Here is a 17,115-nt window from a genome sequence, read left to right as displayed (position 1 = left end):
CTTAAATAATTTGCTTGACAGTTAAGACGGTATCTTTTCATCTGAGCAAGAACAAAGCACTGGTTTTTGTCGTGCAAAAATGAGGCAGCGCCTACGCAAAGATATTTAAACTTTGAATGTAAGATTTTGTATTGCAAATTTTTTACAATCAAATAATTTATCTTTCCATATAATAGATTTAATTAAAAATATTAATTAAATCTATTATATTCTTGTGTCCGAGTTTTTTGACAGGTTGACTATAGAGAGAGGTACAATCTGTAACCCATTCAACACTGATTAATGGGTATTAGATAAATTTTGTTGAATCAACTTTTTAATTAAGTTAACAGTTTCAACTGGATGTTCTAAAGGAAACATATGTCCTCCAGCCGTCAGAGTAAAAGGAATATTAAATTTCTTTTTGGTAATTTGTGGAAATTTACGTTTTAGAAAAGGGCTCTCAGAACCAATAACTAAATCTACTGGAACTTGTGGTTGTGGATGAGGTAACCACCAATAAGAAGGACCAGTTCTAAAAATTGCAACTTCAACATCCTTAGGAATGGTCAAGGTCACGCCACCACGAACATGATCTTCTGTTAGTGCATAATCGATATAAGCCTTAAAACAATCTGCGTCAAAATGCTGATAAAACCCCTTTGGACGTAACAACTCTGCGGCTTGTTGACGCGATTCCCAATGATCTCGACGGCGTAAGCTGAGGTGAGCTGGTGTCATCGCATCGATTTTTTGAGGATAAAATTTCTTTGCAAGATTAAAGACAAAGGATGCGGTTCCCATAATCAATGGAGGATCCAATAAAATTGCTTGTTCAAATAAATCTGGACGTTTAAACGACGCTAAAAAAGTTGCAACAGCGCCTAATGAATGACCTAAGCCTATGACTTTACGTCCATTAGATTGTTGCACAATACTATCAATCACTTGATCTGCAAAATTCGACCAATTGTTATCAATAGGATAACGTTGATCTGTGCCTAATAAAGAAACATAAATCACATCATATTGATCTTTCAATAAATCAAATAGTTTCATATAGACTTTAGATGGCACACCATTGGCATGGGCAAAATGAATAACAGGTTTCATGTGAGATAGACTAACCATGTCTTGTGTTACACTCTGAATATGACGAATTGCAAATACTGTAGCTGATAAATTGGATTCAGTTAAATATTTTAAGTGAACTCACTGCTATTGTTTTACAATAAGCGATGTCATTCAAATGACTTAAACAGGTTTAAACCAGCTAAAATGGCATAAAGTAAGAAGAAAATAGAGCTTTAGAATCGTGTTGGACTTATTTTTTCATCTTCTTTTTTCATCTTCTTTTTTCATATTTTTGTTTTTTATCCTGTATGGCTCAGTAAAGAACAAGAATACAATATATTGTTCTTTACTGATCTAACAGACTTGAACTATTGCATTTTCACATCTTGATTCATACCAAGTTTCTGGCTCACGGCTGTACCTAAACCATGACCCATTTCTGAACCTAAACGGCCTAGAACTGAGTCAAATGGGCTACGTTCAACCGTATAATTAACTGTCTTTTTCACTTTTAATTCGCGTTTTAATGTTTCCATATTCCCTGCTTTATCTGCGATACCCAATTTAATTGCTTGGTCACCCGTCCAGAATAAACCAGAGAAGATCGCTGGATCTTGCGATTTCAGCTTTTCACCACGGCCTTTTTTCACAGCATCGATAAAGTGATCATGTACATTGTCCAATAAAGCTTGAATATGCGCGCGTTGTTCTGGATTAATCGGTTTCGTCATACTCAGTATGTCTTTATTACTTCCCGAAGTCATCGTTCGGTCTTCAACACCTAATTTTTGCGCTAAACCATTTACCCCATAGTTCGGCATAATCACACCAATTGATCCCACCAAACTCGATGGATTTACCCAAATTTCGTCTGCTGCTGATGCAATATAATAAGCACCTGAAGCTCCCATATCACCAATCACAGCATATACTTTTTTCTCTGGATTTTGTTTTTTGAGGTACTGAATCTCTTGCCAAATATCATCAGACTGAACTGGTGATCCACCTGGGGAATTCACATTCAATACTACAGCTTGAGCAGACTTTGCTTCAAATGCTTTCTTTAATGATTTAATCGTATCGGTACTATTTACACCTTGACTACTTGAATCAATTGTACCAACGATATTGACAACCCCTAAATGATTCTCTGAAGTTATTGTTCCATCATCTGACCCTGATAATGAACAACTCTTACCCAGTGCAACTAAGACAAAGAGAATATAAAGAAAAGTGAGTATTTTAAAAAAGATCCCCCAGCGACGAGTACGGCGTTGCTCTTCAACTGAAGCAAGAACAGCTTTCTCTAAGATCTTCCATTCCTGTCCTGTAGGCTGTTGACCCGCAGAGGAATTCAAATTTGTATTGTCATTTTGAGGTTTCGGCGGCCAATCTGACATTTATACCATCCAAATTAATTATTCATGCTTCATTATATACACGGAATCCGTATAATCTATTTAATCATTACGATTTAACTTATAATAATTTGCTAAATCTCACTATTACTTAACCTGCGCTTTAATTTTAGATCCGGATGACTGATAAAACCTCAACTTCGCGACTTCTCAATTTTTTCAGTCGACTGCCGATCCCAATCGCACGTTTTATCGCGCGCATTTTGGCTGGACTTGTCAACTTATTACGTATCACCAAAACCTCTGAAACCATTCGTTTAAATATTGAAATTTGCTTTCCAGACCTAGATAAATCCAAACGCGAAAGAATTACAGAGCATGCAATTCGCAATGAATTACAGTCTTATATGGAGTTTTTTACGGTTTGGGGAAGTTCAAATCAAGTAAATATCGACCGTATTCACCATATTGAAGGTGAGCACCATTTCCATGAAGCAATTGCGGAAAAAAAAGGCCTTGTACTGGTCGTGCCTCATTTCGGTACTTGGGAAATTATGAACGCATGGTTTGCCCAATATACACAAATGACCATTATGTATGAACCAATTAAAGATGAAAGTGCAGATCGTTTCGTACGTGCTGCGCGAGGTCGCGAAAATGCCACACTGGTTCCAACAGATGAATCTGGCGTCCGGCAAATATTTAGAGCTTTAAAACAAGGAGGTACCACCGTTATTTTGCCTGACCATTCGCCACATCAAGGGGGAGAACTTATTGAGTATTTTGGGATTCCACTCTTTTCAAGTAATTTAAGTGCAAAGCTGATCCAAAAGACCAAATCCAAAGCACTCTTGCTATATGCTATTAGAAACGAAAATCAGGGTTTTGATATGGTCGTTCAACCTATTGATGAAAATATCTATCAGGTCGATGCAAATCAGGGCACACATATTATTTACACTGCGCTCGAAAAATTAATCTGCCAATACCCAGAACATTATCACTGGAGTTATAAACGTTTTAAAGCTCACCCAAAACTAAAACAGATTTATAATGTTCCCAATAAAGAAGCGATGGAAATGATCAATTCAATCCGCAATGAGACGATCATGGGAAGCGAGCCACTTTAAGTTTTGCCGATAACCTATCAACTCCATCTGCCCTTGCGAATTTAGCTTAAATTGAATAGAACCTTGTTCAATAGTGGTTTTGACTGGAATATTCAAAGCCTCTAGCCGTTTCAATACAATCGGATGTGGATGACCATAGCGATTGGCATATCCAGCCGATACAATCGCAAGTTTAGGTTGTAATTGCTTTAAAAAGTCGTATGAAGAACTATTTTTGCTACCATGATGACCTAGCACTAAGACATCTACTTTTAAATCTGGATATTGTGCTAATAGATTATATTCCGTTTCCCACCCAGCATCCCCCATCAATAAAAAATTTTGATGTGATTTCGACTGAGGAACTTGAATATAAATGATGCATGAGAGTCCATTTCTGTCATACCGAGCTTTGCTTAGGCTATTTTTAGCAGGCGCCAAAACAGAAATCCGAACATCTTCATATTGCCAATATTGCCCTTGATGACAATACTCAAATTTATGCTGATTAAGAAGCTCATCTATTTCATTTGAATAAACTTTGTCAATTTTGACGACCTTCTCTATTTCTGCAAATGCACCACTATGGTCTTGATCTAAATGGGTCAGAATCACTTGATCCAATTGAGCAATGCCTTGTCGCATAAGATATGGAATAATGACTTTTTTACCAATACTGAATTGCTCTTCATCAAATGTGCCACCTGTATCAATCAGCATTTTATGTTCAGGCAAATTTAAAAAAATTGCCTGTCCTTGCCCAACATCTATGACATCAAGTTGGAATCTTGAAGAATTTTTATGTGATATTACTAACGGTGCTAAGCAGAGTATTGCCCAAAATTTGGGAAGCACACCTTTGGGCAGAAAGATAATAAACACAGTCAAAGCAATGCAAATAATTTGCAAAGAATTGAATGCCCACCAATTCAATTTAAAATTGAGAAACTGATCCAACTTTTCCAGTAAATACAACAATATAGACAAAAAAATATCAGAAACTTTAAAGAGTACTCCACCTAAAGGATCAAAAAGTATACTCATGCATGCCGCCATGACTTCAATAGGAACAATTATTGCACCAATCATTGGAATTGCGATCAAATTGCTCAAGGGTGTGATCCATGAAAATTGTTGAAATATCCACAGCACCACTGGTAATAATGCAATAAATATTTTCCATTGCGAATCAATTAATACTCGTATAAATAGTTTAGTCTTAGTTTTCCATGTCTCTACAGTTTGATTCGAATGTTGCTGAACAGTCTGATAGACACGAATCAAAATAAAACATGAACCAAAGGATAACCAAAAAGCAGAAGATAGAATACTAAAAGGATCAATTACTAATAAAATACTGGCTGTCAATAATAGATGCTTAAGAGGTTGAATTTTTTGCTTGAATAAAATAATAAAAATCAAAATTGTGACTGTCAGCATGGTTCTTAACGCGGGAATTTCAAAACCAACAAAAGCGCTATAAAACACCACACAGGCTAAAAAAGGAAAGATCAATAAATAAGGTTGTGGAATTCTCAAAAAAATCTGTGGATAAGCTTTTTTAATGATTGAATTAAACAAAAAACAAAACAAACTTGCAAAAATTAATACGTGCGGTCCAGAGATTGCAAGTAAATGAGAGATGCCCAATTTTTTAAATAACTCATGTGTTTCATTCGCCAATAAGCTTTCATCACCGGTTAATAAGGCCAAGAGCAATCCCTTATTATGTAATGATGAAACTGCAATCCAATGGCGAAATTTTAGACGTAACTTTTCGATACTGAGTTGAGCTCTATATAGTAAGGTATTCTGTTGACGAATAAAGGGTGTATAACCCAACTGTTTCACTTGAATTTCATCGATGTGTTCAAATGAGTGAGCCTTGAATACACCGAGAATGTTTTGTTGTAGAAACCATTTTTCTTTATCAAAAGCACCAGCGACAGCATAACCGTGAATTGGTTTGATTTGCCCTCTTACTCGATAATATTGGCCTAGTTGGATCATTTCAGACTGTGAATCATCCAGATACATTAACATTTGTGTGGCTTGTTTTAGTCCGAGTAACAATACTTTTTGTTGAATACGCTGTTGAGTACGGGGGAGTTGGGAACTAAAGGATGAGTTGGTTTGCTTAATCGTATTTATGCTAGAAATATAAATAATTTTTTCAATTTGATGAGCTGATGTATCACGTAAGCTTAATCTTTTTTCGAGTGCTGAATCTGCATAATGCCAACCGATTAGACCACATGATATACCGACTAAGCTTAAATAGATCAGTTTAAATACCAAGGAATTAATCAATCTATACTTCGACCGATAAAATTTAAATAGCAAAAGACTTAAGGCTAAGCTAATCCATACCAAGAGAGTTAAAGAAGCTGGTGAATGGTATCCCATAAAAGAGATACCCAATATCCATCCAATTAAAGCAATATATATGTACATAGTTTTTCTATTTATTGTTTTCAGTGTTTTATTGATTAAGCCCAATCAGTTATTGGGCTTAAGTTTAAAAAATATACCTCACTTTAGAATGATATCATCAAATGAGTGCTAAAATTAGCCATCAATCCAGACACCATCTTGCATATGTAGGATTTTATCTGCTGATTTTGCCAGTTGCTCATCGTGCGTCACAATCAACATTGCCATATTGAACTCCTCACGTAAATCACGCAGTAATTCAAAAATAGATTTTGCTGTTTTGCGATCTAGATTCCCTGTCGGTTCATCGGCTAACATTAACTTCGGTTGTGTCACCAAAGCACGTGCTAAAGCTACACGTTGACGTTCACCACCTGATAACTCACCAGGTTGATGCGTTAAACGATGCGATAATCCAACACGTTCAAGTAAATATTCAGCACGTTCTTTAACCTTTTTATACTCCGCATCTTTTCTTAACATCAACGGCATTGCGACATTTTCAAGTGCAGTAAATTCAGGCAATAAATGATGAAACTGATAGACAAAGCCTAAATGTTCATTACGTAAAAAACCGCGTTCAGCTTCACCCAAGTTATCAAAACGTCTGCCATTTAAATTTACCAGACCTTGGGTAGGGCGATCTAGCCCTCCCAAAATATGTAATAGCGTACTTTTACCTGACCCACTTGAACCCACAATGGAGACAAACTCACCTTGCGCTACTTGTAAGGATAAGCCTGTAATCACGTCTACATGTGACTTACCATCAGTAAACGATTTATAGATATTTTGTGCCTCTAAAACCACTGGACTTTGTGTAGCACTATTCATAACGAAGCGCCTCCGCAGGCTGAATTTTAGCTGCTCGCAATGCTGGGTAAATGGTTGCAATAAAGCTGAGACCCAAGGACAAGCTCACAATCACCACGACATCTTGCCATCTTAAATAAGAAGGTAAGTAGTTGATAAAATAAGCATCGAATAAATGTAATCCAAATGCAGTATTCAACCAGCCAATAAAGTTACTAATTCCTAAGGCAGAGATAATCCCCAAGATTGCACCAGCGACAGTTCCAACCACACCAATCACAGTACCTTGCACCATAAAAATGCGGGTAATTGTTGCAGGTGATGCGCCTAATGTTCTCAAAATTGCGATGTCTGATTTTTTATCCGTCACAACCATGACCAATGAAGAGACAATATTAAATGCAGCAACAAGTACGATTAGGAATAACAATAGACTGACCATTGCCTTTTCCATTTGGATTGCGCTGAATAAATTACCATGCGTATAGGTCCAATCTGAGGCATAGAATCCGTTTGGTAACTCACGAACAATTTCATTGGCAACCTGTGGCGCTTGGAAAATATCATCCAGTTTCATACGCACACCCTGCGCACCGTCAGGTAGACGTAATAGCGTAGATGCGTCATTGAGTGCGATGTAACCTAAACTCGAATCAACTTCCGCACCTATACTAAAAATACCCACAATTTTAAAACGTTTAAAACGTGGCACAACCCCTGCTGGCGAAGGGGTTGCTTCAGGTAAAACCAAGGTGACATTGTCATTTAGACCAAGGCCTAACGCATCAGTCATTTGTTTGCCTAGAACAATGCCATATTCACCTTTTTTTAGTTGATCTATGCTACCTTCCACCATATGATTTTGGATAATTGAAACCTTCTTTTCATATTGAGGTTCAATACCAGTCACCATGATGCCGGCGACCTGTCCTTGTGCAGTAAGCATACCTTGTAGTTGGGTAAATGGAGCAACACCAGTCACATGCTTATGTTGTTCAATTTTCTTTGCAAGTACAGGCCAGTCTGTTAGAATTTGTGTTGAAGAAACAGTGGCTTGAGGTATCATACCTAAAACACGGTTCTTTAACTCTCGGTCAAAACCATTCATAACAGATAAAACTGTAATCAGTACAGCAACCCCTAAGGTTAGACCGATCATGGAAACCAAAGCGATAAAAGAAATAAAGTGATTACTACGCCGTGCGCGAGTGTATCTCAACCCTATATACAGCGAGATTGGTTTAAACATACCATTCTAGTCCGAGGTGTTTTATGGAAGCGTTACAGCATCAAAATGAAGCAAATGAACGTCGTGTCATGTCACGAATCGATGCTGCGTTAAGGATCAACTATCAAATCATTTCTGAAGAAGTTGCGCTGAACGATCCATATGATGCTAATTTTGTATTACCGCGCTATTTTCTACTACTTGCAGAATTAGATCAATTTGATCATGCACTTCACTACGAATTAGAACAATTAAATGAAAAAGATCAACAAATTGCTCGAATCTTATCCTTATTCAACCAAAAGTTAAACCTTATTACTGGTTCTCTTTACGATTCTATTGTACAAACCATGTTACCAACGCCACAAAAAGTCAATTTTTCTGAAAGTGGCTTTAGTTTTACCAGCCAACAATACCTGAAACAAGGTAGCTTTATTCATGTCACCCTGAGCCATCCTGAAAATTTCTTCCATATTGCAGCAACGGCACAAATTGCGTACTCTGAACCTGCTGAAAACGAGCAATATCGTGTAGGTGCCTACTTCATTACCTTGCATCCTCAAGATAAAGTCAAACTCGCAGAATGTATCCAACAAAACATCACCCTACAGAATAATTGATATTGAACATATGGATTCTACTTTATTTGCTTTTGCCTTGATTGCCCTAGGTATGGCTCTCACCCCTGGTCCAAATATGATTTATCTGGTCTCAAGGTCCTTGTGTCAGGGCAAAACTGCGGGGATGGTTTCATTGGGAGGCACAGCACTCGGTTTTGTATTTTATATGCTATGTGCTGCTTTTGGAATTACTGCTTTATTAATGACGATTCCAGTTGCATACGATATTTTAAAAATTGCTGGCGCGTTCTACCTGATTTATCTTGGCTGGAAAACCATTCAATCACCTCACTCGCCTTTTGAGATTACCAGCAACCAATCTTATTCAAATTCAAAACTATTTTTGATGGGCTTTTTGACTAATCTACTGAATCCTAAAATTGCGATGATGTACTTAGCTTTGCTGCCACAATTTATCAAACCACATCAAGGCGATGTTTTAGTGCAAACGCTTAGTTTGGGTTTTGTCCAAATTGTGATTAGTCTGTTCATCAACATGTTGTTTATTTTTTCTGCCAGTTCTTTTACCCAACTTTTAAATCGTCATGCGCTTTGGTTAAAAATGCAAAAATGGTTTATGGGTACAGTATTTTTTGGCTTAGCAACACAAATCATGCTGAGCTCCAAAAAATAATACAAATCAATCTAATAGAAACTTAAACGTTCTCAGTAAGATATGGTAGTAGCAGCTTTACAGTAATACGCATTCAGGTATAGTCAACCTACCTAATTATTCATACAAATAACCTCTATCAAGTCATTGATCATAAATGACGCTTATAGTTACGTATAAACTTTTTGAAACTGTTGGCTATTCATTCGTTTTTGTACTTTTGAATCCTAGATAGTGATCCTAACATGGATGTCGCCGTTGGGCGGGGGGTACAGCACGTACCCCTCGCACATGAGTAAAAACAAAGCACAGCTTTGTTTGCAGCGCAAAGTTTGACATCCCCTACGAAAAGTGATGCATCGCCTACGCAAAGGTATTTAAACTTTCAATGTAAGGTGTGGCATTGCAATTTTTTTATAAACAAAAAATTTTCTTCCATATAGTTAATTTAATTAATAATATTGATTAAATCAATTCTACTCTTGTGGCTGAGTTTTTTGACAGATTGAATATAGATGTAATGATATCCATTTTAGCCACACCCATAAAAAATGGCTCAAAGTGGAGTATTTACTTTGAGCCAAATGAACTGATTTAAAAAGTTTCTTTTTAATAAGCAATTATTCTGCCAACTTATGAATTCGCTTGGCATAACTTGAATGGGCAGAATGATCAAGTTTAGTCAAGATACCATTATCCCCCAAGATGCGACGTGCGCCTGTTTGCGCCCATTGCGGCAATAAGGCATAAGCACTATGTACTGTTTGTAAGTAATCAGGTACTGCAATAAATAATCGAGGCTTAATCAAAGCACTCAAAACTGCATTGGCAACATCTTGTGATGTCACAGCTGGAATCGTTTTTGCAGCATTTTCAGTTCCAGCGGTGAGCTCTGTCAGCACTTTACTGGGTAAAATTGCAGTGAACTGAATAGCTGAATCACGAAACTCACCTGCAACTGCTTCAGTGAGACCAATCACAGCAAATTTAGTTCCAGAATAAACCGCTGAACCTGGCAAAGCAAAACGGCCTGCAAGTGAAGCGATATTCACAATATGCCCTTGTTTATATTTGAGCAATTCGGGAAGTGCCAATTGCATGCCAATGATGACACCACGAAAGTTAATATCAATTTGTGCATCTGCTAAAGCGGGATCTTCATCCAGAAAAGCCCCCATCGGCATAATCCCAGCATTATTCACTAAACCATAAAAACTGCCATAATGTTGAATGGTGTTTTGAATAAATTGGGCAAATGATTTACGATCACGCACATCCACTTTAAAAGCTTTTGCACCAATACGCTGTGCTTCTTTTTCAGCAAGTGCTAAATCAAGATCACCAATACTGACTTTTGCACCTTGTGCAATTAAGGCTTCCGCGGTTGCTAAACCAATGCCACGTGCGGCACCAGTAATCGCAATCACTTTGCCTTTTAATTTTTGTTTTTTAAACATTGCTTTATCCTTTATTTAAAATCTTGGTACATTTCACATCTATCCTCTTTTATAGGCTTGAATAGGATGAAGATTAAAATCCCTTTTTCATACAATATCTTCTTGCTTTAACACTGGGCTTGGTTCAGGTTGATGATTAATCAAATACTCAGCTAAATTAAAATGTTTCATCTTTGCTCGGAGTTTATAGGTTGACCACGGCCAAACTGTACTGTTGCGCCCATTGCGATCAATAAAATAGCTTTGACATCCCCCCTTGTTCCATACCGTAGTTTGCAAAGCTGCTTGGACTTTTTCATTAAAGACTTTTGTAATTTTTGGATTTGGTTCAATAGTCTTGATGCCGAATTGAATTGCCTGTTTCAAAGCATCAATAATATAATCAAGCTGAGCTTCAATGATAATAAATGCTGAGGAACTCACAGCGACATTTGGACCAAACATCAGAAAGCCGTTTGGACAATTTTCTATCATTGTTCCCATATAGCCCTCAGGGCTCCCCTGCCAAACATCTGACATCCGCTGTCCAAAACGGTTATAGACACGATTGGCGATTGGCGGTTCTGCAATTTCAAACCCCGTACCAAGAATAATTATGTCTGCTTCACAACGTTCACCATTACTTGCAATTAAAGTATTACCATTTATTTCAGATAAACCGCTGGCAATCACCTCTACATTATTTTTTGCTAAAGCAGGATACCAATTGTTAGATTGCAAAATACGTTTACAACCCATAATAAAATTTGGGGTTAATTTTTCTCGTAGTTGTGGATTTTTAATATGGTAATTTAAATGCCATTTGGCTAATTTTTGGAATTGATTCATTGCCGCAGGACTTTGAATTCCACCATTTATCGTTTCAAAAATTCCATACACTGAACCTCGCATCAGCTGTTGAGTCAGCGGTAACAGCTTAAACATGGTACGAACGGGCGCAAGTAATGGCATGTCTGACTTGGGCAAAATCCATTGTGCAGTACGTTGAAAGATCGTCAGTTGTTTAACTTGTGGTTGAATCTGCGGTACAAACTGGATGGCCGAAGCACCTGTTCCAATCACCGCAACTCGTTGAGCGGTTAAGTCTAAATCATGCCGCCATTGTGAAGAATGAAAAATTTCCCCTTTAAAGGTTTCAATACCTTTAACATCAGGCAATACAGGTTCATGCATAGGACCACAAGCAAGAATTGCAAATTCAGAGCGCAACTCACCCTGTTCGGTTTGGATATTCCAGCACTTTTCTACATCTGACCACTGTGCTTTTAAAGCTTCACGATTCAAATGCACATGTGGCATGACCTTGTACTTATCTACCACATCAAATAAATATTGTTTAATTTCTTTTTGCTGTGCAAATACCCGTGACCATGCATGGTTTTGTTCAAATGAGTATGAATAAAGTGCGGATGGTACATCACAAGCGCAGCCTGGATAAGTATTTTCACGCCAGACCCCGCCCATTTCAGCAGCCTTTTCCAGCAATATGAAATCTTCAATCCCTGCTTGTTTTAATCTGATCGCAGCACCAAGACCAGCAAAACCGCCACCCACGATAATCACTTTGTAAAAGTTTTCATCCTTTGTATTTTTTTTCATTTTTTCCATGTTGAAAATCGCTTAGAATATAAACACTAGGAACACAATGTCAAAAACGGAATGACTTGTCAATTTCCATTGTTTAACAATTTTGAATATTTATTTGGTATTCTTTGCCTATGAATGAACCAACAACTTTACGTCGTGCAGAACGTCAACGTATCCAATTACAAGCCGATATTTTAGAAGCTGCGTTTTTAGAATTTTCTGAGCGTGGGTACCATCAAACAGCCATTTCAGATATTGCCAAACGCTTAGGCATTGGTCATGGTACTTTCTATCGCCATTTTGAAAATAAACGCAATATTTTGCAGCATGTTATTTCGGATACTATGCAAAAAATCATGGCATTGCTTACTGGTGAAAATGCCCCTCAGGCGGTGAATAATATTGAAGAATACCGTGAACAGTGTCAGCGAATTTCTGAACGTTTGCGTCTTTTTGCACAAGAGAATCCTCTAACTCTAAAATTATTATTACTTGAAGCAACTTCGATAGATGCTGAAATGACCAGATTTATTCAAAACTTGATGCAAATGGCGGGTATTTTTACTGCTAACTATTTAAAGCATGGGGTAGATTCTGGTTTTTTTCGTGAGAATTTAGATTGTGAAAATACTGGACATAATATCATTGGGATGATTACCAATGGGGCTCTACGTTTTTTAGCCAATCCTGAAGATATCAAGGGTTTAAAAAAATATGGCGATTCAATTATTGAATTAATCGTAACTGGAGTTACTAAAGCATCAACCTGATTTATGCCAATCAACATAATAAACTGAGTATAAATTAACATGAGTACAATATAAAATTCTTGAAAAAATAGGGTATTCGGAAATGTCATCCACAACTGTCTGAGGCTATTTCTACGACTCATTACATGGCTTGCTGACGGTCGAGAGTTTTGCGGTGAGCCTAGCTACACAAGAAGATTATTCTTTAGAAGCTTAGCTCCTCATTACGAAAAAAAGTAAGTCAAGCAATATTCTGAAATTGAATATAATTTCAGCAACACTCCACCAACATCATTGTTTTTCAATAAGTTAAAAATATATTTAGGTTAAGCATACCTTAAATTAAACTGTCTTTCTTTTTTCTCATACAAGCCTAGGGATTATTGTTATCTTGTAGAGACCTGAAAGTCACCCTTAGACGCAGATCTAGTCCCAACACACTGTTACATTTCATCCTAAGATTGAAATAGTACGTAAATTAACTCAAAAAATGCATTTATATTGAAGATAAATTGTCGTTTTTAAAACTATTTTTTATAACGAATACAATTACGTCCATCCTTCTTTGCCAAATATAAATATTCATCAGCTGCTTTAAACACCTTATGGATGTCTGTAGAAATTTCAGGCCAATGCGCTATCCCTATCGACACGGTAATCGCGGGTATTTCTCCGATTGGCGTTACTTCTAATGCCTGTCGAACCCTCTCTGCAATATTAATACTTAAATTTTGACTATCGATAGGACTCAGAATCACAAACTCTTCTCCTCCAATCCGACAACAAACATCAATACTCCTGACACAATCCTTAATATTTTGTGCAGTTTTTGTCAGGACTAAATCTCCTTTTTCATGCCCATATTGGTCATTAATTTTTTTAAAATAATCGATATCAACGGCGATAATTGCAAACGCTGCTTCATTTTTCATTAGGCGTTCAATATGTAATTCCATTCCTCTGCGATTATAAAGTCCTGTTAATGGATCTGTATTTACATAGTGATTGAGTGTAGATATTTTTTTCTTAAAATTTGAAGAGCTCTGTAACAGTGAGCGTTTAAAATTTCTTACCTCATAATATAAAGCATCCACATTTTTAATTTGAGTTGCAGTCTCTGGGTTATTGAGATGACTCGCCATTGTTGCTAAGCGATTTAATGGTGCTGAGATATAATAGGATATTTTCCAGATGATCAGAAAGATTAAAATATAAAAAACAAGCATATAAGCAATAATTTTATAAATTAGATAAGGAACTTTTTCTAAAAGCTTATGAGTCGGTTGTTGGGAAACGATGATCCAATTGGTATGACTTACTCTTGCAAAGCCTGCTAAATTATCGACCCCTTTGCTATTGACGAGCCTTATTTTTCCGATCATATGACTTGTCATATAATTGAGACCCGTATTATCTGTTGCAAGAGAGCCTATTCGACTTGCATCAGGATGAAAAATGATTTTTCTATTACTATCTAATACATACATATAACTATCTTTATAGTTAAAGCTTAGGGTTAGTAACTCATTAATAATATTTTTTTCTTTTAAATAAATTGCACCACCAATAAAGCCCAGATAATTTTTGTTTTTATCAAAAATAGGCTGAGAAATAAAAACAATTAAATTATTTTTAATTGAATAATATGGGCTTGTGATTACGGTCTTTTGAGTTTTAAGGGATTGTTTAAATCCCAGTGTGGAATTCACTACATTTTTATTAATGGCAATTTTTGAAGGTGAGAAATTGAGCACATGCCCATATTTATCTGAAATGATTACACTATCAAAGTAATTAGATTGAAATTTAAGTCGATCAACTTCTGATTGTTTAAATTGCTCATCACTAAATGAATTACCCAGTAAAGACGCACTATAATTTAACTGTTTTAGCACAGTCTGAATTTGAGAATCAGTTTTTTGGGCTATTTTTGTGGCATATTCCATATTGAACGAAAGCGAAGTATCTAATAGTTCTTTTTTTTGGATAGAATAATTCACAAAAAGCGAAGCAATAAATAAAATAGCGATGCTGAATATTGCTAAAAATAGAATAAGTTTTCTCAGATTTAACTTTAGACAAAATATGAGTTTTTTCAGTTTCATGAGGTCATGTGCAAACAGCATTTGATTGAATTTTATTCTTTTTCTCTAAGTATTACTACAATATTTTTATGATTGTTTAATTTATTTTCATGATTTTTAAATGATTTCCCATAATATACTTTATACCAAATTCATAGAGAATATCTAGCTTTGGTGAATGGAGTTTAGCCACTTCAAAGGTGCCTATCAATGATGAAAACGAAAGCAAATGAATAATATATTAATTAATAAAAATAAAGGAAATTAGCTAAAAATAACAGGAAAAATACTGCAATTACTTTATTTTGCATAGATATATGCTTTGAGATAGATACTACTCATATGATAAGACCAATAAAAATTGATCGGAGTTAGGCTTCATTTTTAGCATGTTACTGCAATTTTAATTTCGATTTGGTTGAATAATTAAAATGGCTAGAATCCTCTAAGCACTGTGAATTACTCACTGAACCTTCCTTATTTTAACTTACTTGGTATAGCGATAGCGAAGGGGTAAAATTAAAATAGGAAAGTGAAATTGGCAAAAAATATTTTGCTAAATTGAAGCTAGAGAGTTTGGATAAAATATTTTGATCTAGGTGATTTTCTGTAAGTGTGTCTTCTTATTAACGCTATCTGACAGATATCCACTTATGGACAATCTGTCAGATTAAATCTGTAGTTTGGTTTTGATGATCACAAACCATCTTTGCTCTGCTTACATCCAATCACTAAAATACTCGTTATAATATCACCTGGACCTGTCAATGCCGTGATATTACACAGATACTGAGCACGCTCTTGTACCGCATTTTGATAATATCCAGTCGGGCGATATTGATTTTCATAAATAGCACCAACAACACCTTGCCCACCAGTTTGTCCAACAACACGCTGCCCTGCATATTCAGTTCCTGTTTGCACAAACTGTTGTACAACATGTTGGGAAACAACCGAATTTTCCCACATTGCAGAGCCACCATTATTACTTGCAGGAACGCGATAAGTGGGTGATCCAAAGATACCAATCGCTTTATTTACATGTTGCCCAACCAATTTATCAGCAGCCTGTTGCACAGGATTAGGTGTTGAAACACAACCAGTGAGTAACAAGCCTAATGTGAATACAGCCAAAATACCTGCGACTCTATGTTTATCTCCCTTACTCTGGCGTTGTCGGTTATTGCTTGTACTGATTGTCAATTGTTGTTTACTGATCATAAGAAAGTTTCCTTTTGCTTACGCTGATGATTTATCTACACTAAAACCAATAAAATTTTTTATAAAACACTTCGATGCTTTAGACATCATGAGCAATCATAAATTATGGATCAAGATAATATTCAGCCCGCACATTGCCTTGTTCCAATTCATAAGCGCGTTCAGCCACACGTTCAAGCGACTGTCGGTCACAATCCAATGCGGTCAAGTTTTTACCCGAAGGTTTAACTGCATTTTCATCATCAAATACAGCTTGATCACATTGATCATCTTTAAAATTTTGCAAAGATTGCCACTCTACTTGAGCATCAGCTAATCTGCTTTGTTGATATGCTGAGAGCTTGGGTGTTAGTTTTTTTACGGCCAAGTTTAATCTTTCATTCTGACCTAAATGCTCTGCACTGATACACAGTTGCTTGTTCCCTGTGGTTTTTGCTGTATTTATACAGCTTTGGTAGGTTTTTGAGTATTGCAATGTCGGTGCAGCTGATAACAAAGTCGCAAAGCTACATACACTACCAATGCTCAAAATATAGATGTATTTTGAGTATATTTTATTCATATTCTTAACCACTTTCTAAAAAGGTTTATTGCAGAAGTGTCTATAATTTATTCACATACTAGATATACTTTATAGTTTAATTCATGTGAAATTAAAACCACAAAAAGGCAAATACTATACAAAATTTAAGACATTTTATTCAGACTATATTTAGTCTTATCCATACAATTCGGCCTTAAGCCTATGAGTTTTTTATCACATTGCATACTGAGCACTGCTTGGCTTGTA

14 protein-coding genes are annotated in these 17,115 nt (G+C 36.3%); 4 read left to right on the top strand and 10 right to left on the bottom strand.

Features of this window, described 5'->3' with window-relative positions:
• Positions 1-279: 279 nt before the first annotated feature.
• A complete protein-coding gene (locus AC4CUY_RS06560; RefSeq protein ID WP_419360312.1) occupies positions 280-1,092 on the bottom strand; it encodes an alpha/beta fold hydrolase in 813 nt (270 codons plus the stop codon).
• 329 nt (positions 1,093-1,421) lie between these two features.
• Positions 1,422-2,453: a signal peptide peptidase SppA gene (gene sppA / locus AC4CUY_RS06555; RefSeq protein WP_419820642.1), complete on the bottom strand. Its 1,032-nt coding sequence runs from the start codon at positions 2,451-2,453 to the stop codon at positions 1,422-1,424.
• A gap of 137 nt (positions 2,454-2,590) precedes the next feature.
• Between sppA and AC4CUY_RS06550 the strand changes: the two genes are divergently transcribed.
• A complete protein-coding gene (locus tag AC4CUY_RS06550) occupies positions 2,591-3,541 on the top strand; it encodes a lysophospholipid acyltransferase family protein (protein WP_336954760.1) in 951 nt (316 codons plus the stop codon).
• Here the strand turns inward: AC4CUY_RS06550 and AC4CUY_RS06545 are convergent.
• The 3 genes from AC4CUY_RS06545 to AC4CUY_RS06535 form a co-directional block, all read right to left on the bottom strand.
• Positions 3,500-5,926 carry a DNA internalization-related competence protein ComEC/Rec2 gene (locus AC4CUY_RS06545; RefSeq protein ID WP_490773840.1) on the bottom strand — a complete coding sequence of 809 codons (2,427 nt, stop codon included), beginning with the start codon at positions 5,924-5,926 and terminating at the stop codon, positions 3,500-3,502. The two genes, AC4CUY_RS06550 and AC4CUY_RS06545, sit on opposite strands and share 42 nt — an antisense overlap.
• A 162-nt stretch (positions 5,927-6,088) precedes the next feature.
• Positions 6,089-6,787 carry a lipoprotein-releasing ABC transporter ATP-binding protein LolD gene (gene lolD, locus AC4CUY_RS06540; protein ID WP_336954759.1) on the bottom strand — a complete coding sequence of 233 codons (699 nt, stop codon included), beginning with the start codon at positions 6,785-6,787 and terminating at the stop codon, positions 6,089-6,091.
• A complete protein-coding gene (locus tag AC4CUY_RS06535; RefSeq protein WP_336954758.1) occupies positions 6,780-8,015 on the bottom strand; it encodes a lipoprotein-releasing ABC transporter permease subunit in 1,236 nt (411 codons plus the stop codon). Before AC4CUY_RS06535 ends, lolD begins: the two co-directional genes overlap by 8 nt.
• 23 nt (positions 8,016-8,038) lie before the next feature.
• Here AC4CUY_RS06535 and AC4CUY_RS06530 point away from each other — a divergent pair, with 23 nt between their 5' ends.
• Positions 8,039-8,614 carry a PilZ domain-containing protein gene (locus AC4CUY_RS06530; RefSeq protein WP_004721776.1) on the top strand — a complete coding sequence of 192 codons (576 nt, stop codon included), beginning with the start codon at positions 8,039-8,041 and terminating at the stop codon, positions 8,612-8,614.
• 10 nt (positions 8,615-8,624) lie between these two features.
• Positions 8,625-9,248 carry a LysE family translocator gene (locus AC4CUY_RS06525; protein WP_490773839.1) on the top strand — a complete coding sequence of 208 codons (624 nt, stop codon included), beginning with the start codon at positions 8,625-8,627 and terminating at the stop codon, positions 9,246-9,248.
• Between the two features lie 599 nt (positions 9,249-9,847).
• Here the strand turns inward: AC4CUY_RS06525 and AC4CUY_RS06520 are convergent.
• Positions 9,848-10,684 (bottom strand): SDR family oxidoreductase, encoded by an 837-nt coding sequence (locus tag AC4CUY_RS06520; RefSeq protein ID WP_419820646.1) that lies wholly within the window; start codon positions 10,682-10,684, stop codon positions 9,848-9,850.
• Between the two features lie 87 nt (positions 10,685-10,771).
• Positions 10,772-12,292, bottom strand: a complete 1,521-nt coding sequence (locus tag AC4CUY_RS06515) for a flavin-containing monooxygenase (RefSeq protein ID WP_490773838.1) — start codon at positions 12,290-12,292, stop codon at positions 10,772-10,774.
• Between the two features lie 110 nt (positions 12,293-12,402).
• Here AC4CUY_RS06515 and AC4CUY_RS06510 point away from each other — a divergent pair, with 110 nt between their 5' ends.
• Complete coding sequence (locus AC4CUY_RS06510) at positions 12,403-13,041, top strand: TetR/AcrR family transcriptional regulator (RefSeq protein ID WP_419820648.1); 639 nt, start codon at positions 12,403-12,405, stop codon at positions 13,039-13,041.
• 506 nt (positions 13,042-13,547) lie between these two features.
• Here AC4CUY_RS06510 and AC4CUY_RS06505 read toward each other — a convergent pair.
• From AC4CUY_RS06505 to AC4CUY_RS06495, 3 genes are all read right to left on the bottom strand, one after another.
• Positions 13,548-15,125 (bottom strand): sensor domain-containing diguanylate cyclase, encoded by a 1,578-nt coding sequence (locus AC4CUY_RS06505; protein ID WP_336954752.1) that lies wholly within the window; start codon positions 15,123-15,125, stop codon positions 13,548-13,550.
• Between the two features lie 675 nt (positions 15,126-15,800).
• Entirely contained in the window at positions 15,801-16,325 is a 525-nt protein-coding gene (locus AC4CUY_RS06500) for a hypothetical protein (RefSeq protein WP_419820649.1), read from the bottom strand.
• A gap of 103 nt (positions 16,326-16,428) precedes the next feature.
• A complete protein-coding gene (locus AC4CUY_RS06495; RefSeq protein WP_419820650.1) occupies positions 16,429-16,887 on the bottom strand; it encodes a lysozyme inhibitor LprI family protein in 459 nt (152 codons plus the stop codon).
• Positions 16,888-17,115 lie beyond the last annotated feature (228 nt).

Source organism: Acinetobacter sp. 778_lipA (assembly GCF_058242985.1).
Note: the sequence above shows the minus strand (reverse complement) of the source record. Positions and strands in the feature narration are given on the sequence as shown.

What these genes read in the sequence shown, in the direction of transcription:
- AC4CUY_RS06560 (WP_419360312.1), bottom strand. Translation starts at nt 1,092, where the DNA reads ATGAAACCTGTTATTCATTTTGCCCATGCCAATGGTGTGCCATCTAAA.
- sppA (WP_419820642.1), bottom strand. Translation starts at nt 2,453, where the DNA reads ATGTCAGATTGGCCGCCGAAACCTCAAAATGACAATACAAATTTGAAT.
- AC4CUY_RS06550 (WP_336954760.1), top strand. Translation starts at nt 2,591, where the DNA reads ATGACTGATAAAACCTCAACTTCGCGACTTCTCAATTTTTTCAGTCGA.
- AC4CUY_RS06545 (WP_490773840.1), bottom strand. Translation starts at nt 5,926, where the DNA reads ATGGGATACCATTCACCAGCTTCTTTAACTCTCTTGGTATGGATTAGC.
- lolD (WP_336954759.1), bottom strand. Translation starts at nt 6,787, where the DNA reads ATGAATAGTGCTACACAAAGTCCAGTGGTTTTAGAGGCACAAAATATC.
- AC4CUY_RS06535 (WP_336954758.1), bottom strand. Translation starts at nt 8,015, where the DNA reads ATGTTTAAACCAATCTCGCTGTATATAGGGTTGAGATACACTCGCGCA.
- AC4CUY_RS06530 (WP_004721776.1), top strand. Translation starts at nt 8,039, where the DNA reads ATGGAAGCGTTACAGCATCAAAATGAAGCAAATGAACGTCGTGTCATG.
- AC4CUY_RS06525 (WP_490773839.1), top strand. Translation starts at nt 8,625, where the DNA reads ATGGATTCTACTTTATTTGCTTTTGCCTTGATTGCCCTAGGTATGGCT.
- AC4CUY_RS06520 (WP_419820646.1), bottom strand. Translation starts at nt 10,684, where the DNA reads ATGTTTAAAAAACAAAAATTAAAAGGCAAAGTGATTGCGATTACTGGT.
- AC4CUY_RS06515 (WP_490773838.1), bottom strand. Translation starts at nt 12,292, where the DNA reads ATGGAAAAAATGAAAAAAAATACAAAGGATGAAAACTTTTACAAAGTG.
- AC4CUY_RS06510 (WP_419820648.1), top strand. Translation starts at nt 12,403, where the DNA reads ATGAATGAACCAACAACTTTACGTCGTGCAGAACGTCAACGTATCCAA.
- AC4CUY_RS06505 (WP_336954752.1), bottom strand. Translation starts at nt 15,125, where the DNA reads ATGAAACTGAAAAAACTCATATTTTGTCTAAAGTTAAATCTGAGAAAA.
- AC4CUY_RS06500 (WP_419820649.1), bottom strand. Translation starts at nt 16,325, where the DNA reads ATGATCAGTAAACAACAATTGACAATCAGTACAAGCAATAACCGACAA.
- AC4CUY_RS06495 (WP_419820650.1), bottom strand. Translation starts at nt 16,887, where the DNA reads ATGAATAAAATATACTCAAAATACATCTATATTTTGAGCATTGGTAGT.